Annotated in this window: 22 protein-coding genes; 3 read left to right on the forward strand and 19 right to left on the reverse strand. The window is 34.7% G+C overall.

The features are described 5' to 3' along the window. The first annotated feature begins 80 nt into the window (after positions 1–80). Positions 81–1,295: a hypothetical protein gene (locus CS063_RS07950; protein ID WP_099449167.1), complete on the forward strand. Its 1,215-nt coding sequence runs from the start codon at positions 81–83 to the stop codon at positions 1,293–1,295. Positions 1,296–1,348: 53 nt separating this feature from the next. Here CS063_RS07950 and CS063_RS07955 read toward each other — a convergent pair whose 3' ends face one another. The 9 genes from CS063_RS07955 to CS063_RS07995 form a co-directional block, all read right to left on the reverse strand. Next, positions 1,349–2,578, reverse strand: coding sequence for a radical SAM protein (locus tag CS063_RS07955; RefSeq protein ID WP_308415458.1), 1,230 nt, complete (start codon positions 2,576–2,578; stop codon positions 1,349–1,351). A gap of 10 nt (positions 2,579–2,588) precedes the next feature. Then, positions 2,589–3,443 carry a class I SAM-dependent methyltransferase gene (locus tag CS063_RS07960; RefSeq protein ID WP_180270729.1) on the reverse strand — a complete coding sequence of 285 codons (855 nt, stop codon included), beginning with the start codon at positions 3,441–3,443 and terminating at the stop codon, positions 2,589–2,591. Then, on the reverse strand, positions 3,421–4,029 hold the full coding sequence (locus CS063_RS07965) for a class I SAM-dependent methyltransferase (RefSeq protein ID WP_180270730.1): 609 nt from the start codon (positions 4,027–4,029) through the stop codon (positions 3,421–3,423). The genes CS063_RS07960 and CS063_RS07965 overlap by 23 nt, the downstream gene beginning before the upstream one ends. Before the next feature lie 76 nt (positions 4,030–4,105). Continuing rightward, complete coding sequence (locus CS063_RS07970) at positions 4,106–4,525, reverse strand: SoxR reducing system RseC family protein (protein WP_099449170.1); 420 nt, start codon at positions 4,523–4,525, stop codon at positions 4,106–4,108. 11 nt (positions 4,526–4,536) lie between these two features. Beyond that, positions 4,537–5,190: a hypothetical protein gene (locus tag CS063_RS07975; protein WP_099449171.1), complete on the reverse strand. Its 654-nt coding sequence runs from the start codon at positions 5,188–5,190 to the stop codon at positions 4,537–4,539. A 1-nt stretch (position 5,191) separates the two neighbouring features. Further along, positions 5,192–6,169, reverse strand: a complete 978-nt coding sequence (locus CS063_RS07980; protein WP_099449172.1) for a DUF4097 family beta strand repeat-containing protein — start codon at positions 6,167–6,169, stop codon at positions 5,192–5,194. Between the two features lie 4 nt (positions 6,170–6,173). Beyond that, positions 6,174–6,839, reverse strand: coding sequence for a permease prefix domain 1-containing protein (locus CS063_RS07985; protein WP_099449173.1), 666 nt, complete (start codon positions 6,837–6,839; stop codon positions 6,174–6,176). Positions 6,840–6,868: 29 nt separating this feature from the next. Then, positions 6,869–7,189 (reverse strand): PadR family transcriptional regulator, encoded by a 321-nt coding sequence (locus CS063_RS07990; RefSeq protein WP_099449174.1) that lies wholly within the window; start codon positions 7,187–7,189, stop codon positions 6,869–6,871. A 98-nt stretch (positions 7,190–7,287) separates the two neighbouring features. After that, entirely contained in the window at positions 7,288–8,787 is a 1,500-nt protein-coding gene (locus CS063_RS07995; RefSeq protein WP_099449175.1) for a DHH family phosphoesterase, read from the reverse strand. Positions 8,788–9,047: 260 nt separating this feature from the next. On the opposite strand from CS063_RS07995, the gene ilvA reads away from it, so the two are divergent. Continuing rightward, on the forward strand, positions 9,048–10,268 hold the full coding sequence (gene ilvA, locus CS063_RS08000; RefSeq protein WP_099449176.1) for a threonine ammonia-lyase: 1,221 nt from the start codon (positions 9,048–9,050) through the stop codon (positions 10,266–10,268). Positions 10,269–10,367: 99 nt separating this feature from the next. Here the strand turns inward: ilvA and gloA are convergent, their stop codons facing one another. The 7 genes from gloA to CS063_RS08035 all read right to left on the reverse strand — a co-directional run bounded on the left by gloA (position 10,368) and on the right by CS063_RS08035 (position 16,437). Beyond that, positions 10,368–10,748 carry a lactoylglutathione lyase gene (gloA, locus tag CS063_RS08005; RefSeq protein WP_099449228.1) on the reverse strand — a complete coding sequence of 127 codons (381 nt, stop codon included), beginning with the start codon at positions 10,746–10,748 and terminating at the stop codon, positions 10,368–10,370. A 79-nt stretch (positions 10,749–10,827) separates the two neighbouring features. Next, positions 10,828–11,586 (reverse strand): exodeoxyribonuclease III, encoded by a 759-nt coding sequence (locus CS063_RS08010; RefSeq protein WP_099449177.1) that lies wholly within the window; start codon positions 11,584–11,586, stop codon positions 10,828–10,830. 26 nt (positions 11,587–11,612) lie between these two features. Then, positions 11,613–12,095, reverse strand: coding sequence for a YbaK/EbsC family protein (locus CS063_RS08015; RefSeq protein ID WP_308415459.1), 483 nt, complete (start codon positions 12,093–12,095; stop codon positions 11,613–11,615). After that, the gene (locus tag CS063_RS08020; protein WP_099449178.1) at positions 12,092–13,039 is read right to left on the reverse strand and encodes a hypothetical protein; all 948 of its coding nucleotides are present in this window, start codon (positions 13,037–13,039) and stop codon (positions 12,092–12,094) included. Before CS063_RS08020 ends, CS063_RS08015 begins: the two co-directional genes overlap by 4 nt. Positions 13,040–13,104: 65 nt before the next feature. Continuing rightward, positions 13,105–13,731 (reverse strand): HAD family hydrolase, encoded by a 627-nt coding sequence (locus tag CS063_RS08025; protein ID WP_099449179.1) that lies wholly within the window; start codon positions 13,729–13,731, stop codon positions 13,105–13,107. 158 nt (positions 13,732–13,889) lie between these two features. Next, positions 13,890–15,593: an ammonium transporter gene (locus tag CS063_RS08030; RefSeq protein ID WP_180270731.1), complete on the reverse strand. Its 1,704-nt coding sequence runs from the start codon at positions 15,591–15,593 to the stop codon at positions 13,890–13,892. A 265-nt stretch (positions 15,594–15,858) separates the two neighbouring features. Continuing rightward, positions 15,859–16,437 carry a cyclase family protein gene (locus CS063_RS08035; protein ID WP_099449181.1) on the reverse strand — a complete coding sequence of 193 codons (579 nt, stop codon included), beginning with the start codon at positions 16,435–16,437 and terminating at the stop codon, positions 15,859–15,861. A 271-nt stretch (positions 16,438–16,708) separates the two neighbouring features. On the opposite strand from CS063_RS08035, the gene CS063_RS08040 reads away from it, so the two are divergent. Next, entirely contained in the window at positions 16,709–17,560 is an 852-nt protein-coding gene (locus CS063_RS08040; protein WP_099449182.1) for an AraC family transcriptional regulator, read from the forward strand. Here CS063_RS08040 and CS063_RS08045 read toward each other — a convergent pair. From CS063_RS08045 to CS063_RS08055, 3 genes are all read right to left on the reverse strand, one after another. Beyond that, positions 17,545–19,104, reverse strand: a complete 1,560-nt coding sequence (locus tag CS063_RS08045; protein ID WP_099449183.1) for a glycoside hydrolase family 28 protein — start codon at positions 19,102–19,104, stop codon at positions 17,545–17,547. The genes CS063_RS08040 and CS063_RS08045 overlap by 16 nt on opposite strands. 11 nt (positions 19,105–19,115) lie before the next feature. After that, positions 19,116–19,937: a carbohydrate ABC transporter permease gene (locus CS063_RS08050; protein WP_099449230.1), complete on the reverse strand. Its 822-nt coding sequence runs from the start codon at positions 19,935–19,937 to the stop codon at positions 19,116–19,118. Between the two features lie 71 nt (positions 19,938–20,008). After that, entirely contained in the window at positions 20,009–20,914 is a 906-nt protein-coding gene (locus CS063_RS08055; protein ID WP_099449184.1) for a carbohydrate ABC transporter permease, read from the reverse strand. Between the last annotated feature and the right edge of the window lie 37 nt (positions 20,915–20,951).

Genomic DNA, 20,951 nt, shown 5'->3' on the forward strand with positions numbered 1-20,951 from the left:
TTAATTTTGGCTTCAATATATTTATATTGAAGCCTTTTTTCACCTTTTATAAATCATTTCTCTAACCAAGGAGGTTCCCTATGTCTTTTTTACTTCATTCGAATCATACATTTCTTTTAGTGAACCAAAATAACAAATACGGTCTTTTTTGTCAGCTTTTTACTGCTAGTGGTATCACGCGTCCACTTTCCTTACAGCCTTCAGCAACCAACTATTATCATGCTACTTTAGATGCTACTGGAAATCCACATATTGTTAATCTTCCTACCTCTTCTCGACTTACTTATTTTTGCTATGAAAATAATCATTTTACCAAAAAAAATATCCTTGAACTGTCACCTGATGATATGACTTTATCTTGGCCTCTTATTCATTATATGGATGGACAAATACACCTTTTTTACCTAACTTATAAAGTTGCTACCAGAACCTATGCCTTTGTTCACTCCCTTTTAGGTAGTCTTGCAACTGAAACTCTCTTTGAGAGCACCATTGTACCACAAGCTTTTAAAAGCACGATCGTAGCCGGCAAAATTTATATTTTTTATACACTTTTTCAAGAGGCTTATTGCATGCGTTGTATTGAGTTTACTCCTTCTACGTTGGAACAATATACCCTTCTAACCACTTCAATGCCTCTTATTGATTATAGCTTTTGTATCCATGAAGATACGATTCATTTGTGCTACGTTACACAAAATGTCTCTCAGTATACCCTATTCTATGCACAACCTCTTAAAAATCAAATAACTTCCATTGGTACCTATACTTCCTTACCCCTTCCTACTCTTTTTTGGTACTATCATCATCTTTGGTTAAATACGCTAGTTGATCATAAACTCTTTGTTCAGCTTTCTATCGATGGTGGTCAAAGCTTTAGTTTAGCTGTTCCTTCTAGTTTGCAAGGAGCTACTACCCGTCATACTTTTATTTCTAGTGAAGTGCATACCCTTGCCATCCATGAAGTTTATGCTTCCACTCAAAATGCTATTCGAATCAGTATACTTGCTGCATTAGATGTAGAACATATTCACTTTGATATTGAATTGCCTGTAGAACTAGAACTTTTATTAGAAGGATTACGCTTATCTAATGCTTCTCATGCACATGCTAGTACCTTAGCAGCAGAGAACATAGAGCTTAAAGCAAAACTTGCTTCCCTTGAAGCCAAGTATGCTGCTCTTCCTACTTCTCCATCCCTTACTTTACCTCAGAGAAAGCCTCTTTCTATTCAAGCAGCAGCTAATGCCTTTATGGAAGAGAGCCCTCAATGGGACGTTCCCCCTCTTATATAACTTTGTCTTATGTTTTTCACACGAAATGCCCCTTTACTTAAAAGGGGCATTTTTTAAATACTATTTATTTTTTCCCCTCCTAGGAGACGATAATAGTGAGGTACTTGATTTCCCTTACATAATGAACAACGTTTTTTGGCATAGCAACCACATTTGGGTCCTCCAGAGCTGTGATGCATCCTTTTCCATATCTCTTCTATAGACTCGCTTAATACATTACCATAGCTTTCGTAAATAAAATCGCAGGCTCTAAAATTCCCTTCATAGTCAATATAACTGTGCTGCACCCCTGCTCCACAGCCATATTGCTGAGCGGACTCTACATAGGAAAATACAGAAGTTTTAGGATATTCTTTATGTGCATTAAACAAGATATGTAGCTCAATTAATTGTTTTTGTTCTTCCTCTGTAAGAATAGCTTCCTGCTGACTTTCTAAACTTCCACACGGAATAGGTTCTACTATACGTAATTCATGGATACCTTGCTTCTTTAAAAACTTAGCAAGCTCATGTATTTCACCTGTTTCTAATAACTCCCTTGTACAAACCACTTGTCCCATCGTATAAAGCTGTGCCTTTCTTGCATTTTCAATAGCTTCTAATGCAATCTGATAGGCTCCTTTATACCCCCTTTTAGCATCATGTTTTTCTGGTATGATGCTATCTATACTAATAGCTACTCCAAATAACCCTGCTTGCTTAAGACTTATGGCTCTTTCCTTTGTTAAACCATACCCATTTGAAAAAAGCAAAGTCATACTTCGTTCATCTATAGCACTTAAAATGACTTCTAAATCTTGTCTAATAAGTGGTTCTCCTCCTGTAAAACCAATAATTCCTACTCCTAGATTTTGTAAATCTTTTACAATTCGAATAACATCTGAGGTCTTTAAATCTTCCTGTTTTTGTCCCATCATCTCACTTGCACTGCAATGCCAGCACTGATACATACATCGTTTAGTGACTGCAACATAGGTTGAAATAGGTGCTAATCTCATTCCCTTTACGTGGTTTGTATAAAATTCTTTTCCTTCTCCAGGTACATTTTTAGCAATAGAGAAAAACGCTTCACTATTAACAGGTGGTAAAAATGCATTAATCATATACTTGCCATCATGCTTAACAATACGCTCATGCTTAATGACATTTAATGAACAACGTATCAAATAGCTTAAGCGATAATCCCTGTTTTCTTTAAAACGTTGATGAAGATAAAAAAAGTTTTTTATAGCTCCTTTACTAAAAAACATAGGCATTGTTTTTACAATTTGTCTTAAATACATATTTCCCTCCTTATTTTTTTAAAATGGCCCATACGAAACGGTGAGTAACTGAATGTATCCTTTTCTTCATTAAACTGGCTTCTAAGCTCTTTTTTATTTCTTGATTTTGTAAATCAAGCATACAATCAAAGCCTGCTAGAGCTCCTGTATGTGTCACCCATTCTATAAGCTTTTCTTCATTTCTAAAATGAAACACTCTTTTTCCTTCCTCTGCTCTTAACACTTGAAATCTTGCTTTTTTAAACCATTTTAGAAAAACTAGCTTATTATTAGGATTAGGCAAGTTAAACATAATGCGTTGTATCGTCTCTGGATGTTTTAAAAGAAGACTTGGATAAATCTTTCGTATTTCAGGTAAAGTCTTTTTTGTATTGACTAGCACTCCAAAAATCCCCCCTGGCTTTAAGATTCGGTAAACCTCTTTTATAATTTGACGAGGTGGTTGATATTTAATAGCCCAACAACAAATGACTCCATCTAAACTCTCATCGGGTTGCTCCTTTAAAAAACCTAGCATATCCTTTTGAATAAAGCTTGCAGTTCTCATTTGCTTCTTTTTTGCTTCTTCCAACATCCCCTTTGAAATATCTACTAAGTAAAACTGAGCTTGCGTATAAACCCTTGCTAACACCTCACTATTATAACCTGTCCCACATGCTAAATCTAATAAACCTTTAGTATCAGTGGGCAATGCCTCTATAAAAGCGTTTAAAACCTCATCATTATAGACATGCATCTCCTTCAAAAATGTGTTTTCATAACAGTCACTTACAAAAGTATACGCCTTACCTATATCCTCTGCCCTTACTACTTTCCTTTGTATTCCCAGAAGGAATATTTTTTTAATAAGTTCTATTAACTTCATCCTTCCCCCTCTTTTCTCCTTTATAAAGCATTTCTGCTCCATAACTTAACTGTAATTCTTCCTCTCTAAAATAAGGTGTGCAAAGTAGCTGCAAGCTTTCCGGTGTAAAGAAATGACATCTCTCAAAGCATAATCTCTCAAAACAGTAGATTGTTTTTGCCTTTAATGTTCTACTATTAAATTCCCAAATTAGAATTTTACCCTTCTCTTTTAAATACCTATGGCTTAACTTTATGACTTCATCTACTCTCCTCATATGGTGAAGTGCATCTCTTATAATGATGTAATCAAAATACTCTTCCTGAAGCTCATCCTCTAGTTCCTCTAATACTTTTGCATAGATTCTTATATGTTTGTTTTTTTCCCTTGCTTTTTGTACCATTTGCAAAGAAGGGTCTATAAGCGTTACCTCTGCTCCCTTCAGCTGTAGTAAATTGGCTAGCGTTCCCGTTCCTCCTCCTATATCTAATATCTTTTTACCTTCTACATTGCCTAAGCTTTTTAATATTTCGTCATTTTTATCTAAGTTAAATTTTTTCATAAAGCCATCATACAGACCCGCATAATATTTGAATAAATAAGCCATTCGCATCTCCTATAAAAAAAGTCAGCAATTTCCCCAAGATTTTTTCTTGTTTACATTTGCTGACTTACTTTCGTATTTATAACTCCCTGATTTTAGTGATGTAAGGTAACATATTTTGATACTTTTTCTTTTTTTCATGCTTATAAATATAAAAGCATCCACCCACCATTCCAACCAAACCAGTTAAAATCATGATAAGCTCTTGCCAAGTATCTCCTAAGCCTTTAGCTAATAAGTACCCTATTCCCACTCCTCCTAAAAGCCCTACCAAAGGAATCCCATATAAAATATAGGTTGCCTTTAAAAAAGTAGTTGGATTCAGTTCTAAATCGACTTCATCGCCTTCTTCTGCCTTGCAGGCATTAACACATTTTAGGATACAGTTTTTACTTCCATGTACCATATCACAGGCATGGCAATCTCCACACATTTCTTGTCTTTCAATCACGACAATAGCATAATCACCTTCAATACTTTTCACTCTTCCATAGGGCATAACTAACCTCCTTATTCATCTTGATCCTCTAAATGCTGTTTAAATAAACTTCTAATAACAAAAACAACCCCTACTATAATAAGTATAATACACATACCTTGCAAAGCCATGTTCTTAACCAGAGGGCTTAAAGTCATAGCTATACTATAGACTCCAGAACCACCAAACACCAAAGCAGGGATGAGTGGCCAACTTTGTCTTTCTAAAATTAAAATAAGCAGAAAGGCAAGGGCTGTAAAAAGGAAGAGCGCACCTATTGATAAACTAAATCCTCTTATATACATGGGGTCTCTAAAAAAGAAATACAGTCCCCATAAAGTAAACAAAGAACCCATGATAGATAAAACTGACTTTTTCTTTGCTAAATAAGCTCCTAAAAGCATGCTACCTGGAATAAAGAAAAAACGTGCTAAATAAGTAGACGCACCTATCATACGTCCCACAATAAGCATTCCTCCATTAGCAGCAAAAAAGATACCTAATAAAAGAAGTATTAAATCACGACGTTTTATATAAATAATTAAAAATACAAATGCAAGAACAACATTTACAATTTCACTTAAATAAGCTGTTGGGAGCATCCCATTAAGCTGTAATAAGGCTACTGCACCTATAAGGATACATATTAATCCTATATATAATAAGGTATTTTTTTTATATGACATTTTAATCCTCCTCTATCTCTCTTCGATTCACCTCAATGTCACCTGATTGGGTTCGGAGCGTTAGCTTAGCTTTTGGATTCGTTCCAAAAGTTGCTTCTCCACTTTTACTTACCTGCTCCTTATTATTCAAACGCATATTTCCTTCCAAGTCCCCCGAGACAGTATACGCTTCAATTTGACCTTCGAAATCTGCTGCTAACCTTACCTCTATCTCTCCCGATTCTGTACTCAAATCTGCTTTGCCCATAAGCTCCTCGTAGGTAACGTATATGTCACCTGAACTAGACCACATTTCTCCAGCACCCTTTAATTTTCTTATTTCTATATCTCCTGAAGCTGTTTCCAAAGAACCTTCTCCCTCTAGCTTCCTAATATAAATATCCCCTGAAGAAGTTTTTACTTTATAATCTAACGCTTTTACTTCCCCCATTTCAACTGTTCCTGATTGGGTGATACATTCTAATTTTTTTATCTCATAGGTAGCATTTAAAGAAATATCTCCTGAAGAAGTCTTTACTTTTAAATTACCATCATAACTTCTAGGAAGTGCTATTTCTATATGATAATTAATAGGAAGGAAGTTAAAGCCTCCCCACTTTTGCCCTTCATCCCCTCCTTGAATAATTACCCTACCATTAGATTCTTTCATACTAAAAAGATAATGCTCATCAACTTTTTTATTATTAAACTGAATGATTTCTAAGTACTCCTTGTCACTTGGCACTAAAAGAATATCCGCTTGTTCAAAGTTTATCTCAATATCCTCAATAGCATGAAGTATTTGTTGTTCTCTTTTATTTTCTATTCGTGTCTTATTAAGTTTCCCTTTCCAACTCAAATCATTTCCATGCCACTTAAAAAGAATACTCTCTTTTTGCAAATGATTTTTTCCTATAAAAGTTAAGGCTATAATAAGAATAACTAATACAACAATCAAAAGAATTAGTTCGATCATTTGAATAATCCTAACCTTTTTCATTACTCTATTCCTTCCTATTTGACAAACTAAAGATTAAATGGATAATTTGTTGAAGCACTGCACCTATGATAAAAATAATCCACGAAAAAGCCCAAATACCAAATATGAAGCTTACTAGTAAATAAATAACTGTCACTAGTGTCCACATAATGGAGTTAATGGACTGATAAAGTTCTTTTTTATATTTACTGTTTTGATTCCATTCTTTAAACTCCTCTACTAAAGTATCCTCTTCCTTTTTATAGCTAGGTTGTGCCATAAAATGATAAATAAGAAGGCAAGTAGGGATTGTTATTGTAAAAAGAAATAATACGATTGAAAGTATATCATCTAACCTTAAAAGCTCTGTACATACTATCAGTACAATCACACTAAAAATATAAAGTCCTACTGAAGCTGAGACTACAAGTGCAGTTTTCTTTCGACTTATTAGTTCCTTCTCCTGATCGAAAGGACTACTGTGCTTAAGTCCTCTAATAAGTTCATCTATATCTCCTATTCCTGCAATAACGCTATTATATGCTTCTTCTGATGTACGTCCATTTGCTACTAGGTCATTGTACTTTTCTGTCAAATTACTTATAAGCTCCTCTTTTAATTCAGATGCCTTTTTTGTCTGTGGCGCCTCTTCAAAAAGAGCTTCTACTCTATCTCTTAATTTGTCATCCATACTATTTCCTCCCTTATCCCTCTTTTTACTTAGATCAATTTATCAATTAACCTCTTTGCCTCTTCCCAATCTCTTTTATTGTCTTCATAGGCTTTACGCCCTTGAGGTGTAATTGTATAATACCGTCTTCTTGCTCCTGTTGTTTCATCCCCCCAATAAGATAGAATATAACCGGATTGCTCTAAACGCCTAAACGCACTATACAAGGTTGCTTCTTTTAATTCATATTGATTATCGGTCTTGTCTTGTATGGATTTATTAATTTCATAACCATAGCTATCTTTTGTCATTAGGTGAGCCAATATAATCGTCTCTGTATGTCCTCGTATTAAATCAGATGTTATAGACATAACTCCCCTCTCTTTCCTTTGTATAATACTTAGTTATATACTATCACCAGATACCTCATGTGATGAAGTATTATACGCCTATAATAATAAAATATACCTCACCTGTCAAGGTATATTTTATAACGCTTTTCAAATACTTCCTTATTAATAATATCAATATCTCTAAGGTTATCCTTTATAACAATCAAATAATCTCCTGGCTTACCATAGATATAGCGCTGTCTATCCCACCAGGTAAAGAGTTTTGCACCTTTTGTAAGTGCTTTCGCAAAAACATAGCTCTCTCCCTTTGTTCTACACTTATAAGTATGTTCTTTTAAAGGGAATGTTACTTTGCCCTGCTTATTACGTGCATTAGGAAAATAACTAAAATCCAAATCTAAGTCTTCATCTAACCTTACATAGTTTTCTTCAAACTTTTCTTTAGTAATAGGGCGAATCTCACCTCTTAATCCAATGAGCATATAAAGATTAGGTGTGATCTCTAAATCAATATCGCCTTCTATAGTTCGAACACAAACTGTTGTATTGAGTGGAAAAACTTCACACAAAGGTACCATCCCTGTGCAAACAGGCTCCCCTTTATAAGTTTTAAAAGTACTTACATCTATAATTGTATCCATAGCATCAATTACTTCAAAGGATTTATAATAGTTAGTAAGACGTCTTAAGAAAAATTCATCTGCATTAAGATGGGCATTTTTTTCATTAAACTCCTTATTGTTAATAAAGCCACCTGCTTTATCCAAGTTCCCCCCACCAGAGCCCATTTCATCACATAAATAATTAGCTAGTTCATTGGCCATTACTTCTTTCACACAGCTTCTTACAGAAAACTTAATACCATGGATTGTCTGATTATACACTAAACATACATTAACGCTATCTACTTGAATAGCTAAATCACTTATAAAACCAAGTATATTAGGATCACACTCTTGCGCCTTAACTACTACAAACTTATTAGCAACATTATAAGAATGTCGAATAAGAGCCATACCTGCAATTTCTAGCTCTGATAGCGTTAAAACAGCATTTTTTAGCTGGCGAATAAGTGCTTCATCTACTCGAAGTTCATCTCGCATATCCTTATCAAAAGGGTGCCTTACTTCTGAAAAACCTGCACTGTCTGTAAATAATCCATAATAAAGTGCTGTCGCTACCGTATACCATTTATTAATATCTATTCCTTCTTCTACAAACATTTGCCATACTACTGTACATGTACTTGCAAGCCCTTGCCTAATTTCTTTTGCATCAAATTCTCTACTTTCCTCTTCATGATGATCAATTACAACAACATAAGGTGCTTCAAACCGTGTTACATTTCCCGCTCCATATTGACAATCCACAGTTATAAGTAATTCTTTAATCTCCAGATTTTGAACATGTTCAAGTGGAATATCTAACTTTTCCACCATAAGACAGACATTAGGTTTTGTTATCTTTAAATGTCCTCCATATACAAGCCTTACCCTTTTCCCCTGTTCTTCAAAATATTTATATAAAGCATAGCCTGCCCCTATAGTATCAGGATCTGGATTGTCATGGCACTGAATGACAATATCTTGATATTTAGTGAGTTGTGATAACTTCATTTTAATCCTCTCCGTTATATATTTTTTATTTATAACCTACTCGCCCTTAACTTTTAACTTCCTTTCTATTATACACTACTTATATCCACTAAATCTCTTGTTTTAACAGATTTATACTTGTTTTTATATTTATATAACTTATTTAATTTGCTCATTATTCATTTTAATATTTACTTTTATCTTCTTAATTGATTATAATAAATAAGTAAATTTTTCACTTTTACACAAAAACTAATCATTTGCCAGTGAGGAGATTAATTATGTCTAACCCCTTTGATTTACTTAACTTACAAGATATTTTAGACGCTAGAGAACGTATTAAAGATACATGTATTTACACCAAGCTTATTCGTAGTCGTGACCTAAGTAAAGAATTTAAAAATGAAATTTATTTAAAACCTGAGAATTTACAGTTAACAGGTGCCTTTAAATTAAGAGGTGCCTTCAATAAAATTAGCAAGCTTTCACAAGAGGAGAAAAACCATGGACTCATTGCCTCCTCTGCTGGAAATCATGCGCAAGGCGTAGCCTTCTCCGGACAAGCACTTGGTATTCCTGTTACTATTGTCATGCCTAAGACTACACCTCTTATCAAGGTACAAGCTACTAAAAATCTAGGTGCTAATGTGGTACTTGCAGGCGATGTTTATGACGAAGCCTATGACGAAGCGCGTCGTTTGGAAAAAGAAAAGGGTTATACCTTCATCCATCCTTTTGATGATTTGGATGTGATGGCTGGACAAGGTACTATTGCTCTTGAAATTCTAGAAGAGCTCCCTCATACAGATATTATCCTTGTCCCTATAGGTGGTGGTGGTCTTATCAGTGGAATTGCTGTTGCTGCTAAAGCAATAAACCCTACTATTCAAATTATCGGTGTTGAGTCTACAGGTGCCCAAGCGATGAAGCTTTCCTTAGATTCTGGAAATATTGTTAGTCTTCCTTCTGTGGATACTATTGCAGATGGTGCTGCTGTAAGGACACCTGGTACCTTAACCTTTGATATTATTCATCACCTTGTAGACGGTATTATTACCTTAAGTGACCATGATTTAATTGAAGCTATCTTCCTTTTAGTTGAAAAACATAAGCTCGTAGCAGAGGCTACAGGAGCTCTTTCAGTAGCTGCCCTTAAAAAGCTCAATGCACAAAACAAAAAAGTGGTTTCTGTTATAAGTGGTGGTAATATTGATGTACTCACCATGTCGTCCCTTCTTAATCATGGACTTTATTCAAGAGGGCGTCTTTTCTGCTTCTCTGTTAAACTTAAAGACACTCCAGGTCAACTCTTTAAAATAGCAGAAATACTAGCTAAAGTAGGTGCCAATGTGGTTAAGCTTGACCATAATCAATTTAAAGCTTTAGATCGTTTAAAACATGTAGCGCTTGAAGTAACTGTAGAAACCAATGGTCATGAACATATCCAAGAAGTGATTCACACTTTAGAAAATGAAGGTTATGTGATTGAAGTTATTTACTAAAAATAACAAAGAGCCCTTAGATCTCTTCCTTTTTACGAAGAAATCTAAGGGCTCTCTTAACACTCTATATCCTTATTTTATTGCTGCTTCATTACCTCATTAAGCGCGAATAACTTCTACTTTATAGCCATCTGGATCTGTTACAAAATAATAGCGTGGCGTTTCTCCAGGTAACCCTTTTAAATCAGTTACTTCATACCCTAATGCTTTAAGCTCTGCATGAGAAGCCTCTAAATCATCTACAGATACAGCAATATGACTAAAACCATTTCCTATTTCATAAGGCTTTTCTGGATGATAGTTATACGTAAGCTCTAATTCATAACTCGCTTTGTCATCAGATAAATAGACAAGGGTAAACGCATGTTCTTTAAAATCCTTACGCCTTGTTTCTTTAAGACCCAATACCTCCCTATAAAACTGAATAGATTTTTCTAAATCCATAACACGTAGACAAGTATGCAACATTCTATAATTCATCTTTTTAATCCTTTCTCTATATGCGCTTACTTCAAGCACTTCATATATTCTTTTGCTTACTAGCAAATACCTTCTTATTTTACTCTAAATCAATCAAAAGTACTACTGGACAGTGATCTGAACCGAGTATATGAGAGTGAATCTCTGCTCCTTTTAATTTCTTCTCTAAGCGTTTAGAAACAAGGAAGTAGTCAATACGCCACCCTGCATTATTGGCCCTAGCTTTAAAACGATAGGACCACCAACTATAGGCTCCTTCTTGGTCTGGGAAAAAATAGCGAAAGGTATCAATAAAGCCTGCTTCTAGTAACTTCCCAAACTGCTCTCTTTCTTCTTTGCTATAACCTGCATTTTGCTCATTATTCTTTGGATTTTTCAAATCAATAGGCTGATGTGCCACATTAAGATCTCCACAAACGATAACAGGCTTTTTTTCATCTAGCCGCTGTAAATAAGCCCTAAAATCCTCTTCCCATTCCATACGATAAGATAAACGGGCAAGTTCGCTTTGTGAATTAGGAGTATAGACAGTTACTATATAAAATTCTTCAAATTCTAATGTAATCATACGCCCTTCTGTATCATGATGTGGGATCCCTAATCCATATTGCACCTTAAGAGGTTCTTTTTTGCTAAAAATAGCTGTCCCAGAGTAACCCTTTTTCTCAGCATAATTAAAATATTGAAAATAGCCGGGAAGCTCTAGTTCAAGCTGACCTGCTTGTAGTTTGATTTCTTGTAAGCAAACAAAATCTGCATCACTTTCTCTAAAATAATCTAAAAAGCCCTTGGTGATGCATGCACGTAAGCCATTAACATTCCAAGATATACATTTCATACTTTTTTCCTTTCCTTTTAAATACTTTATTTACAAACATCTATCCATTTACCACCTGTCAGGTTTTCTAATTCAGAAATGGTTATTTCTACTGCTGTATGATTACCACCAGCTGCAGGATAGACACTTTCATATTCCTTTAAACTCTCATCTAAATAGATGGCTATATCCTTTGGAAGCCCAAAGGGACAAACACCCCCTACTGGGTGCCCTGTCTTTTCAAAAGTTTCATCAAAACTCATCATTTTAGCCTTTGTTCCAAAGACTGCTTTATATTTACTATTATCAATTTTAGCTGTTCCTCTTGCCACAATAACTAAGCTTTCATCTTTCCCATTGAAAGCAAGTGTTTTTGCAATCCTTGCTTCTTCTACTCCTAGGGCTTTTGCCGCTAAAGGCACAGTAGCACTACTTTCACCTAAAAAAATAATATCTTTTTTTACTTCTCTTTCTTTAAAATAATTTTCAACCTCATGTACACCCATTTTCTTATCCTCTTTCTCCTTCATGCCCCTGTATACTCCGCAAGAAACATTTGTCTTTCCTCTTGAAGCTGTGCAATGTTCCATTCAATAGTATTCCTTTTTTGACATAGCTTATCTATAATCCTTTTAATGTGATGAATACTCTCTAAAACCTTTTTACTATCACTGTCAATTTTATTGCGTACTCTTAAATCTGTAAAGATATTATCAAACCAAAAATCAATCGTTCTAGTACTATTATCTATTCCAAACTCTCCCTGCAAATTAATATCCTTTACATCTTCTAATTCTCTTATAAAGCTTTGAAGCTGAACTTGTAAACGGTTAATTTCTATTTGAGCACTATCTATTTTGTCATATTTCACCATATGAGATAGAAGCCCTCCATTGGTAAAAGCATCGTAAGTTGCCCAGTTTCTAGCACTACCTAATAGCCCTTCTGCCGTTTCTCCTGTATGTTGCGCCCTGTATCCTGCTGAGATGGCTTCATTTATCTCAAAAAGTTGAGACCTTAACTCTTCTTCTTTTAATTCAAAATTTTTATAGATTAAGTAGGCCTCTGAATTTTTATTTAATAGTAATTTGGTTTCTCTCTTCTTTAGTTCTTCTTGATACTCTTTTTCATATGTCTTTAAAAGGGCAATACGCTCTTGTAATTTTATTTTGTCTTTTTTTAACTCCTGTACACGTTGTACTCTTTTATCATATTCCCATTTAGCCTCTAGCATTTCTTGCTGCTCTTTTTCTAGTTTATCCTCATATTTATTGATAAACTTAAAAAGTAAAGTGCTAAAACTTTCTTTTTGAAGGCTTTTTACATCTTCTGTTTCCTTTTCAAGCTTATGTAAAAAGGCATGCTCCTCCTCCTTGGCCTCTCTTAACTCCTGACTTAAGCGTCCTAAGCGTTCTTGCAAACGATCTAGGCTACTTACTAATTCCCTTATTTCACTTAATTTTTTATTTTCCATTTATTTCCCTCCCATTCTCATGTAGATGTGAATTATTTATGTAAAGGACGATATGGAATCGTCCCCTACATAAATAATTTGAGGAGCTCCTTAAAGCTGTTTATTTTATAATCGTAGGTTTTCACTTCTCCAAAACCATAGCTTGCATATACAAAAGGAATACCTGCTTCTTTAGCACTTTCCTGATCCTTAAGTGTATCCCCTATATATACAGGTGCCTTTAGATGATTGCGTGCGATTACTTTTTTGATATTCTCAGCCTTAGTAAGCCCTGTACTCTCTGCATCTTGAATATCTATAAAGTAGTGTCTTAGCTTATGATAGTCTAAAAAGCTCTCAATATACCCACACTGACAGTTACTTACAATACATAGCTTATAGCTTTTAGCAAGTTGACTTAAAGTTTCTTCTAAATCATCGTAAAGCACACCTCCATGTTCCTTCATATAATGGCATTCTTCTTTACTACATATCCTCATAAGCTCTTGACGTTTCTCCTCATCCACGTCTTTAAAAAATTGACGAGCAATCTCAGGAAGCTGTGTTCCCATTACCGCCATTACTCTCTCTCTTGTTAACTCTAATTGTACTTCTGGAAATTTCTTGATCGCTGCATTCCATGCTACCACTATACCATCAACTGAGTCCCATAGCGTACCATCCAAATCAAATATCAAGCTATCTATCTTCATTTTTATCTCCTAGCTTCTCTATTTCTTTTAGTCTATAGTATTTCCCATTAAGTTCTTCTAAAAACCTTTATTCTATTTCTTTTATCTTATTATACATAAAAACCAGAAGAATAACTATTCTTCTGGCTTCAGATTTATAAAGTTAACTTATTTTTTATCTACTCCACATCTTGAAGAGCATCATAACCTTCTTCTCCAGTTCGCACCTTAATAACATTTTCTACATCATAAACAAAAATCTTACCATCTCCTATATGACCCGTATAAAGTATACGCTTTGCCTCTTCCACAACGGTACTTACTGGAATCTTACAAACCACTATATCTACTTGAATTTTAGGAAGTAAATTAATTTCTAAAGGCACACCACGATAATATTCTGTAGCTCCCTTTTGCATACCACAACCTAATACATGATTAACTGTCATCCCTGTAATACCAATAGTATTCATAGCTGCTTTTAAAGCTTCAAATTGACTTTCCTTAGTAATAATCCTAATTTGTGTCATTTTTACATCTGAGCCTACTTCACGTGGTTTTAAACGTTCTACTGGTACAGCCTTCTCTATACTTACTTTACTTGATTCTATAGTCGCTGCTACTTCTCCTACCACCCTATTACTCATTGTGTAGAAATCTGCATAAGCACTTACTAGACCATGCTCTGGTAAATCTAGACCACTGATTTCCTCTTCCCGTGTAACACGTAACCCAACTGTATTCTTCAAAATCATAAAAACAAGTGTCATTGTAATAGCTACCCATAAAAAGACTGCTACAACACCTAATACTTGAATACCTAGAAAGCTTGCACCATATCCATAAAAGAGCCCCTGTGAAGTAGAGAAAAGTCCTGTTAAAATAGTTCCTGTTGCACCACATAGTCCATGTACGCCAATTGCACCAACAGGGTCATCTATCTTTAAAACCTTATCAATAAATTCAATACCAAAAACCACAACGAAACCTGCACATATACCAATAAAGAATGCCCCTATAGGATCTACTACATCACAGCCTGCTGTAATCGCTACAAGACCTGCTAGAGAGCCATTTAAAGTCATAGATACATCGGGTTTTTTATAACGTACCCAAGTAATAATCATAGTCGTTACAGTTGCCACTGCTGCTGCTAAGTTAGTGGTTGTAAAAATAGACCCCATTGCAACAAGTACATCATCTCCCTCTGCACAGACCGTAGAACCTCCATTAAACCCAAACCAACAGAACCAAAGGATAAAAACTCCTAATGCACCAAGAGTAATGCTATGACCTGGTATGGCTTTAGCTGTACCATCCTTAGAGTATTTACCAATTCGTGGACCTAGTATCTTAGCTCCAACAAGTGCTGCCACACCTCCTACCATATGAACAGCGGTAGAGCCTGCAAAATCATGGAAGCCTAACTGTGAAAGCCAGCCTCCTCCCCAAATCCAATGGCCAGATATAGGATAAATAACTGCACTAATGATTGCACTGTAAATACAGTATGAAATAAACTTTGTTCGTTCTGCCATAGCTCCAGATACTATGGTTGCTGCTGTGGCACAAAAAACAGTTTGAAATATAAAAAATACATATTTAGGAATACCTGCTGGCAAAATAGATGCATAATCTCCTGTGCTAAACAAGTCAATGCCTCCTACTAGTGCACTACTTCCTGCAAACATTAACCCAAAACCAAATAGCCAATAAATAGGTGTCCCAATGGCAAAATCCATTAAATTTTTCATAATAATATTTCCTGCATTTTTTGCTCTTGTAAATCCCGTCTCAACCATAGCAAATCCTGCTTGCATAAAAAATACCAATGCTGCTGCTACTAATACCCAAATTACACTTACTGATGAATACATACTCATTCCTCCTCATATAAAATCAATTTTCTCTTTTACTCCTCTACTGCCCCCTCTTTAGTCATAAATTAAGTACACTCTAGCTTTTCAAAACAAAAAAGGCGCTATAGACTGTTCGTCTATAGCGCCTTTGCTATTTATCCACATTATAACATCCTTATCTTAAAAGTGTTATAATTTTTTAGCTATTTACTATTTATAAACTTTATAACTTATATTTATCTCATTTATACTGCTTTCATTTCTTTAAGGTATTATTTCTATAATCTTACTATTCTCTAGGCTGAGTAGCAATGACCCTACACTTTAGTCCTGTTGCCTCTAAATCTTCAAACCACATGGTTAACATTTTACAAGGTTTATTGGTGTCTATCTCTCCTAAATGCTGCAGGTTCTCTATAACATAAACTCCTTGCTTCTCACAACGCCTATCTGCTTCTATATGCTCTTTCCCCTTACGAAGGTCTGGTGCGTCAAGTCCTATAAAGGCAATTCCTTCCTGTATTAATTCATCTATTAATTCCCATGAAAAATTTACTCCTTCTTTAAAATAATTGTTGCTTCCATAGGGAAAACGCTCAATAAGCCCTGTTCGAAAAAGTACAAAATCTCCTGGTTTAATATAATCTATATCAATATCTTCACTGGTAATTTCACGATTTCTTATAGTACTTACATCAAATAGAATTCCTCTCCTTTGCATATATTCAAGAGGGATCTGTTTCATTTCATAAACATCCATATGGGTACCTACATGTCCCATTACACTTTCTTTTTTCGGCTGTAACTCTGCCCACTTGTAAATTTTATTTATCTTTTTTACTTGCAATGTTAAATCAATATATTTCATATCCTTGCCCTTATCTTTAATGGTTTAGTCTATTATTTACCTTTATCTACTACTCTTTCCATTATATGCTTTTATGATTCCCTTCACAATACCCCCTTCTTTATACTGTTTTTTCTTCAATTTTTCACACTATCTTCACAAATAATAGATTATAAATTGAAGTTCATCTAAAAAAATGGTATAATTTATACAAATAAATTTTGTCTATTTACAAGTTTATTGTTTATCCTAACTGATTACATCAAACAGTATTCTCACTAAGGAGGTTTTTATGGTAAAGCAAGCTGTCTTTGCGCCCCATTACGATTTTTTTATCGAAAAAACTCAAAAAAGAAACGTTTACAATATGGACTTTTTTCATATGCATAAAAAATATGAAATTTATTATCTCTTAGAAGGTTCTCGGAAATATTTTATTGATGACTCCATCTATCTGGTAAATGCAGGTAATTTGGTGCTAATAGACGCCGATGCTGTTCATAAAACAGCTAATATAGGAGATGCGCCCCACAGTCGTATCGTTCTCAATTTTAGTAAAAGTTTTATAGAGGATTTTTCAACCCAGCTTAAGGAGCTTCATTTAACTTCTATCTTCGAAACCAAATTTACAGTCCTTCCTCTTTCCTTTAAATATAAACTTATTATAGAAAATATTTTAAATCGATTAGTAGAAGTAGGATCTGAAAACCCTGAAAACAACAAAGTTCTATTAGCACTTCTTTTATCAGAGCTCTTAATGATGATTAAAGAATATATTACTGAATTAGAACAAAAGGAGTACCAATCCCATCAAATTGTTAACAATAAAGTAGATAAAATCTTAAAGTATATTAGTCAGCATTATAGTGAAGAGCTTACACTCACCTCTATCGCTGAGAAGTTTTATATTAGCCCCTTTTACCTTAGTAAAATCTTTAAAAAATCAACCAACTTGTCTATTGTAGAGTATATCAATAGTTTACGTATCAGACAAGCAAAAGAACTACTTGAACACTCCTCCTTTAAAATTGCTGATATTGCAGAAAAGGTTGGTTTCTCAAGTAGCTCTCATTTCAGTAGAACCTTTAAGCTTGTAACAGGCTTATCACCTCAACAATACAAAAAATATTATTCTACTAAATAATCCTCTATAGCTTCTAGCTCTAGGGGATTTCCTATTTGGTTAGTTATGGTTACATTTTCTAGTTTTAGCTTACACACATTTTTAAAATGGAAGCCTGCCCTAAGGGTTTTTTCTTGGAAGCTTAGCATCTCTGGATAATCTGCTTGGGCATCCTCCTTAAAATCTATAGATACATTTTTAAACCATAGACTTTTTATCTTTTCTTCTGGGAGGCCATAGATAAAGCCTGCACATACCTCCGTATCCCTACACACAATATTTTTAAATGTCAATTCACCAATATACGGTGTGCGTTCATCCTTTGGCAAAGGTGCCTTATCCCAAACATAAGGCGTTTTCCCATCTGGGTCACAAAAATAAAAAGCATTAATGGTAAAAGGCGTTAAAACCCCTTCCATCTTAATATTCTCTACATGAATCTGATCAATGATAGCTGTGCTGCCTCGTCCACGCCTTGTTTTTACTCGGACTCCTCTATCTGTATTTCTAAACAAACAGCGTTCCACATGAACGTCCTTAACGCCACCAGACATTTCACTTCCCACAACTACTGCACCATGTCCAAATTCCATAAGACAGTTTCTAATAATAATACGCTCACTAGGTATGAGCTTTTCTCTTGGCATACTATATTTACCTGATTTAATGGCAATGCAGTCATCACCTAAAGAAAAACGAACACCTATTATCTCTACATTCTTACAGGATTCAGGATCAATACCATCTGTATTCGGTGAGTCTTTAGGATTTTCTATGATTAAATTAATAAAACGGATATTTTGGCAACGTATGGGATGAACTGTCCATGAAGGTGAGTTTTGAATTTTAACACCTTCAATGACTATATCCTTACAATCTACTAAGTTGATTGTTCGAGGACGCCATGCAGTACGTTTCACTTTTGCATCAATCCACCAATCCCCTTGATTACCATTTCCATCAATCATGCCTTCTCCCACTATCTTTGTGTTCTGTATACCAATCCCTGTAATCAGGCTAGCATAGGCAGCATCTGGTGTCCCTTCCCAAAAAGAAAGATAATAATCCTCTCCATCCGTGGTGTTTTTTAAAACCCCTGGTAAAATAGGGTATTTTTCTCTTTTTTCTTCACCTAAAAGGACAGCACCTTCTTCTAATTCTAAAGTCATATCACTTTTAAGAAAGAGAGGGGTTGATTTATAAATACCCTTAGGGAGTACAACTCTCGCGCCTTTAGGTGCAGCCATAATAGCTGCTTGAAGCGCTACTGTATCTAAATGCTTTCCGTCTCCTATTGCTCCAAAATCTTTTACATTTAAAACAGCTGTTTCTTCTTCTGTATAAAAAACTTCACAACATTCCTCTGTCCTGTCCTCACTTACCCATTTAACTTCTACCGCACTAGCCGGTAGAAGCTTATGAATAGTAAAGCAATTAGTCTTTACTTGCTCTTTTAGTACACCATTTACATAGAGTAGGTAATTCTTCTCAGGATAGTAGCATCCTGTACCTTCTAGTTCTAGAGTAAGACTAGTAGCTGTTTTATGTATCAGTTTAAAAGACATCTATTAGCCTCCTAACCTTTGATACCACTTGTAGATATTCCCTCAATAAAGTATCTTTGAGCAGAGAAAAATACAACAATCGATGGAAGTAATCCAACAAGTGACATAGCAATAATCTTATTCCAGTCAAAGGCTCCTCCTGTTGCATCCATAGACATTTTAAGAGCAATAGTTAATGGATATTTTTCTACAGAAGAAATAAAGATCAATGGTCCCATAAAGTCATTCATTGTCCACATAAAAGTAAAGAGTGCACATGAAATAATAGCTGGTTTTAATACAGGCATTAAAATAAAGATCAATGTTTGAAGAGAGTTACAACCATCAATTTTAGCTGACTCATCTAGGTCTTTCGGTATTCCTCTAAAGAATTGGATGAGCATAAATACAAAGAATACATCTGTTGCAAATAAAGAAGGAAGCACAAGAGGTGCATAAGTATCTAGCATTCCAAAGGTTTTCCACATCATGTAACTTGGAATCCTAAGAATAATGTTTGGTAATAAAAGTGTTGCAATAACCAGAGAAAAGAAAAGCTTTTTACCTGGAAAATTAAAACGTGCAAAACCATAAGCTGTAAGAGTAACAGAAATAACTACGAAAATAACTTTTGGAATAACAATTTTAAAAGTATTTAAGAAGTAGTGACCCATTGTATATTCTGTACCTGTTTTCCATCCTTGTATATAAGGTGTAAAGTCAAATTCCTTTGGCATAAACCAAACAGATGAAAAAATATCGGCATTGCTTTTGAAAGAAGCACCAATAAGCCAAAGAATAGGGTAAAGCATAATAATTGCAACGAGAATAAGAACCCCGTAAAGTAGTGTCATTTTGGTTGCTTTTTTAAGTTGTCTTTTGCGTTGTCTTGCATATTCTGCCTGCTGAAGTGCTTGTTCACTCACTATTCTTCACCTCCATTATCATTGTAGAATACCCAATATTTAGAGCTTCTAAAGGTTATCATTGTAAAGGCCATAATGATAATAAATAAAATCCATGACATGGCACTTGCATAACCCATGTTGTAGTATTTAAATGTGTTATCATAAATAAGCATTGGTAAAAGGTATGTACCTTTCATTGGCCCACCATTTGTTACAAGGTATGGTGCATTGAATTCTTGGAAGGCGTGTACAAGTTGCATAACGAAATTAAAGAAAAGTACAGGTGTAATCATTGGAAGTGTAATGGTAAAGAAATTACGCAATTTACTTGAACCATCTACTTCTGCTGCTTCATAAAGCTCGCCTGGAACTTCTTTAAGGGCTGCTAAGAAAATAACCATTGTTGAACCGAATTCCCATACACGTAGTAAAATAATAGTAAACATTGCCGGATTTGCTTGGCCAAACCAACTTATGGGGTTCATATGAAGTACGCCAAGTACTTGGTTTACAAGACCATCTGTAGAGAATATAAATTTCCATAAAATGGCAATAGCTACGTTTGATCCAAGAATAGAAGGAATATAGTAGGCTGTTCTAAAGAAATTGATTCCTTTTAAATTCATATTTAATATAAAGGCAATAAATAATGAGAAAGCAAGTTTAAGGGGTACCTCAAATATAACGTATTTTGCCGTTACTGTTAAAGCCTTTATAAATTCTTTATCTTTAAATAACTCTTTAAAATTTTGAAGCCCCACCCATGTTGGTGCACTAAGTAGGTCATACTCTGTAAAACTTAAATAAAATGAAGCAACAATCGGATAAAGTGTAAACACTAGAAATCCAATAAGCCACGGTGCAATGTAAAGAAGTCCTATGTAGCGATCTTTTGAGAAAGATGCCTTTCGTGTCTTTTTCATTGTATCTCCCTTCTAGTTACTTATGGGGCTAAACGCT

The organism is Sporanaerobium hydrogeniformans (assembly GCF_002735925.1).
GTDB lineage: Bacteria > Bacillota > Clostridia > Lachnospirales > Cellulosilyticaceae > Sporanaerobium > Sporanaerobium hydrogeniformans.